We start from the raw sequence: 3,087 nt of genomic DNA, 5'->3' as shown, positions 1-3,087 counted from the left end.
AAAAATAAAAAGTATATAGATTCTAATTTAGGCGATAATAGTTTTTATGATAATGAAGTGAACCTAATTTACTACTTCGATGTGAAAAATAATCTCGTCTGGGGTAAGAGTTATGATTTGCTTAATGAAGTAGAGACTGTTTTGCCAAAAGAAACTGTACTCGCTATGCCAAAAAGCAGCAGAGGCGGTATTAGAGTCTGAGGTTCCTCAAGAGGGCGTGATTATGACAGGGTCGGGTCCTATCCTTGTTGCAATGCAGCCTGTACTGCAAAGCGATGGGGAAGGTCCTGTTCGAGGGAGTATCATAATAGGCCGTTTTTTAACTTCTGAGCTTATTGAGCGATTTAGGCAGCAGTCTCAAATTGATTTACATATTGATCCAGTATGGGAAGAGAATAAGCAATTGAAAAAACAAGTTATGCTTGAAAAACTGGGAGTCTGAGCGTAATTTAGAAGTTCATGCAAGTGATGATTTTTTGAGAGTTATTTACGACAATTCCAACGGTTAGTTTTGAACCTGGCTTATTATTGCGTGTTAATGTGGCGCGAGATATTACTAAAAGTGGTTATCGGGCGATGTGGTTTACGTTTTGGTCCACTTTGAGTATAGGGCCACTTTCTTTAGTGCTGTTGATGGTTTTGATACGAATTATTCAGTCTCACGACTCTTAAATGGTTATTTTAAGGAGTACTGTAAACATTGTCAGTGAGAGTTTGCTCACCTATATTCTTATTATTGGTAATTAAAATTAATGTAATATAGCGGCCACAGTGAAATCTTACTTATTATTGATATCTGTATTATTGGGTGTGATTAATTTAGCTTATGGTAGTAATTTAACCGGTGATAGCAGTGATGGATTTAGATACTATATCTCTAATCTGTTGTCAAAAGAAGAACAGCGTCAGCTTGGTGTTCGAATAGAGTGGGTGGTGCTACCACCAAAAAAAGTGAAGATCGGCCAACCCTTTACAGTAAAGTGGCGTTTGTACTCGGGACGCTGGCAGTACATTGATCATTTAAACCTCCATGCTTGCCCGAAGCGCTACGGTCGTATTTGCCGCCAGGGACAAAGCAGGCAGGACGGTGCTGTTATGAGTGGAGAGCCTCAGGAGTATTATAGCCAAACGTTTGCGTTTAAGAAGGGAACAGTGCCTGGAAAATACATTCTATCAGGCCATGTTCAAGTGGGCAGAGATGAGATTTTAACCACGCGGGGTGCTAGCTTAAAAGCTCACTCTATTGTTGTTACTGTTATTAAATAAAAATATTTATAGCTAACATGAGCCAACACTTTCGCCCTCTATGAGACTTTCTGGAAAGCTGGGTTTTACTTAGCGTTAGTTCGTTTTCTTATGCACCGCGATAAGCAAAGCGATGTACCCCTCTGATAAACCATTTATACCCTCTAAAGCCAAAAAGAAGAACTAGAGAGTTTATTGTATGGGTATGGATCCTCTAGTGGGTGCTGTACTTCAGATGATGGAGGGTGAAAACTTTAGGGTGTTTATTTTATATGTTGTCAAATTAATTTTTATGTTAAATTTTATTAAAAGTTAATTAGATATACTTTAATTTGTTGAATATTAAATAATAATTAAACAGAAGTGGAATTTGAGAGTGCATTTACATTATTGTCAAAACTAGTGAGAGTTATATAGATTCTATAGTGGGGTTGGCCATGAAACGCTTATCTAAGCTATGTGTTGGCAGCTTGGTTATATTATATCTGGGAGGTGTGATGGCGGCGGATTACTCTAGCTTTGATAAGGAGAGCAAGTTAAAAGAATTGACTTCTTTACAGTATAAAGTGACGCAAAAAGAAGGCACTGAAAGGGCGTTTGATAATGAATATTGGGATAATAAAAAAGCTGGAATTTATGTTGATATCGTTTCTGGAGAGCCTTTATTTAGTTCTAAAGATAAATATAAGTCAGGGACTGGCTGGCCAAGCTTCACTCAGCCAATTGATGAAAAATACATTGTGACCAAAACAGATCGTTCATTTTTCTTGATGACTCGCACTGAAGTAAGGTCAAAATATGCAGATTCACATTTAGGGCATGTGTTCAATGATGGTCCTCAGCCAACTGGGTTGCGTTATTGTATTAATTCGGCAGCATTGCGCTTTATTCCTTTGGAGTCTCTTGAGGGAGAGGGTTACCAAGAATATATTTATTTATTTGAAAAGTAAGTAATTATTTTAATTGTAATTTTTTCAACATTTCGTTACCTGTTCTTTCGATACGTTATAATTTACTTTTGTTCACTTCCAGTATGATCAATGATATCCTCGTAAAGGAAATTGCTGGATAAATGAATAATTGCAGGGTTTTAGTATGGTAAAGTATCTCATTCTAGTTATAGGGGTTGTGATGTTGGTAGGGTGTGCTTCAACACCACAACTGTATCCAAATGCTAAATACAAGCGAGTTGGTAAAGTTGTCGCACAAAAAGATATTGACTTATGTACACAAGAAGCGAATGAGTATTTGAAGTCTTCTAAAGCAAAGCAAGTTCTAAAAGGAGCTGGGAGTGGTGCGGCAGTAGGTGCTGCTGGAGGAGCTGCTGTGGGTGTTGTTGGAGGCTTAATCAGTGGTGGCTGGGGTTCACTTTTAGGTTCGACTGCTGTGGGTGCGGGTGTTGGCGCTGCTGCGGGGGGTACGGCCGCAGGGATATCTCCAGATCAACTAAAACAGCGCTATATTAGCAAATGTTTGACTGATAAAGGATATGAAGTTCTTGGTTGGAGCTAGTTGTCGTTGTTCCATATAGGAGGGGTGAGTTGTCGCCTTGCCAGTGTTGCACAAGCAAGAGTAACCTTGTGATTAATTAAGATTTGGCTGGAGGTGTATCTTCCAGGTCAAGCTCTGTGGGTTCTTCTGCGGGTGCTGCATCTTCAGTGGCAGGGGCTGCTTCTGCAGGCATTTCGAGTTCTTCTGCAGGTGCTGCATCTTCAGCGGCAGGGGCTGCTTCTGCAGGCATTTCGAGTTCTTCTGCAGGTGCTGCATCTTCAGCGGCAGGGGCTGCTTCTACAGGTATTTCGAGTTCTTCTGCGGTGCTGCATCTTCAGCGGCAGGGCTGCT

The 3,087-nt window shown here is 40.2% G+C and carries 6 protein-coding genes; all 6 read left to right on the top strand.

Features of this window, described 5'->3' with window-relative positions; genetic code table 11:
- A partial coding sequence (locus BGC07_RS22965) for a CHASE4 domain-containing protein (protein WP_158006844.1) occupies window positions 1-201 on the top strand: 201 nt, incomplete at its 5' end.
- Window positions 137-442 carry a CHASE4 domain-containing protein gene (locus BGC07_RS22960; RefSeq protein ID WP_077216708.1) on the top strand — a complete coding sequence of 102 codons (306 nt, stop codon included), beginning with the start codon at window positions 137-139 and terminating at the stop codon, window positions 440-442. The genes BGC07_RS22965 and BGC07_RS22960, both read left to right, overlap by 65 nt.
- A gap of 329 nt (window positions 443-771) precedes the next feature.
- Entirely contained in the window at window positions 772-1,266 is a 495-nt protein-coding gene (locus BGC07_RS02505; RefSeq protein ID WP_069311835.1) for a hypothetical protein, read from the top strand.
- Between the two features lie 476 nt (window positions 1,267-1,742).
- Window positions 1,743-2,195: a peptide-methionine (R)-S-oxide reductase MsrB gene (gene msrB / locus BGC07_RS02500; protein ID WP_077216947.1), complete on the top strand. Its 453-nt coding sequence runs from the start codon at window positions 1,743-1,745 to the stop codon at window positions 2,193-2,195.
- A gap of 181 nt (window positions 2,196-2,376) precedes the next feature.
- Complete coding sequence (locus BGC07_RS22955; RefSeq protein ID WP_069311833.1) at window positions 2,377-2,757, top strand: cell envelope biogenesis protein OmpA; 381 nt, start codon at window positions 2,377-2,379, stop codon at window positions 2,755-2,757.
- A 116-nt stretch (window positions 2,758-2,873) separates the two neighbouring features.
- Window positions 2,874-3,087 (top strand): hypothetical protein (locus BGC07_RS21510; RefSeq protein ID WP_235602847.1); only part of this gene is annotated, 214 nt, incomplete at its 3' end.

It is taken from the genome of Piscirickettsia litoralis (genome assembly GCF_001720395.1).
GTDB lineage: Bacteria > Pseudomonadota > Gammaproteobacteria > Piscirickettsiales > Piscirickettsiaceae > Piscirickettsia > Piscirickettsia litoralis.
Note: the sequence above shows the minus strand (reverse complement) of the source record. Positions and strands in the feature narration are given on the sequence as shown.

Coding starts and splice junctions, on each gene's coding strand:
- BGC07_RS22955 (WP_069311833.1), top strand. CDS start 2,377: ATGTTGGTAGGGTGTGCTTCAACACCACAACTGTATCCAAATGCTAAA.
- msrB (WP_077216947.1), top strand. CDS start 1,743: ATGGCGGCGGATTACTCTAGCTTTGATAAGGAGAGCAAGTTAAAAGAA.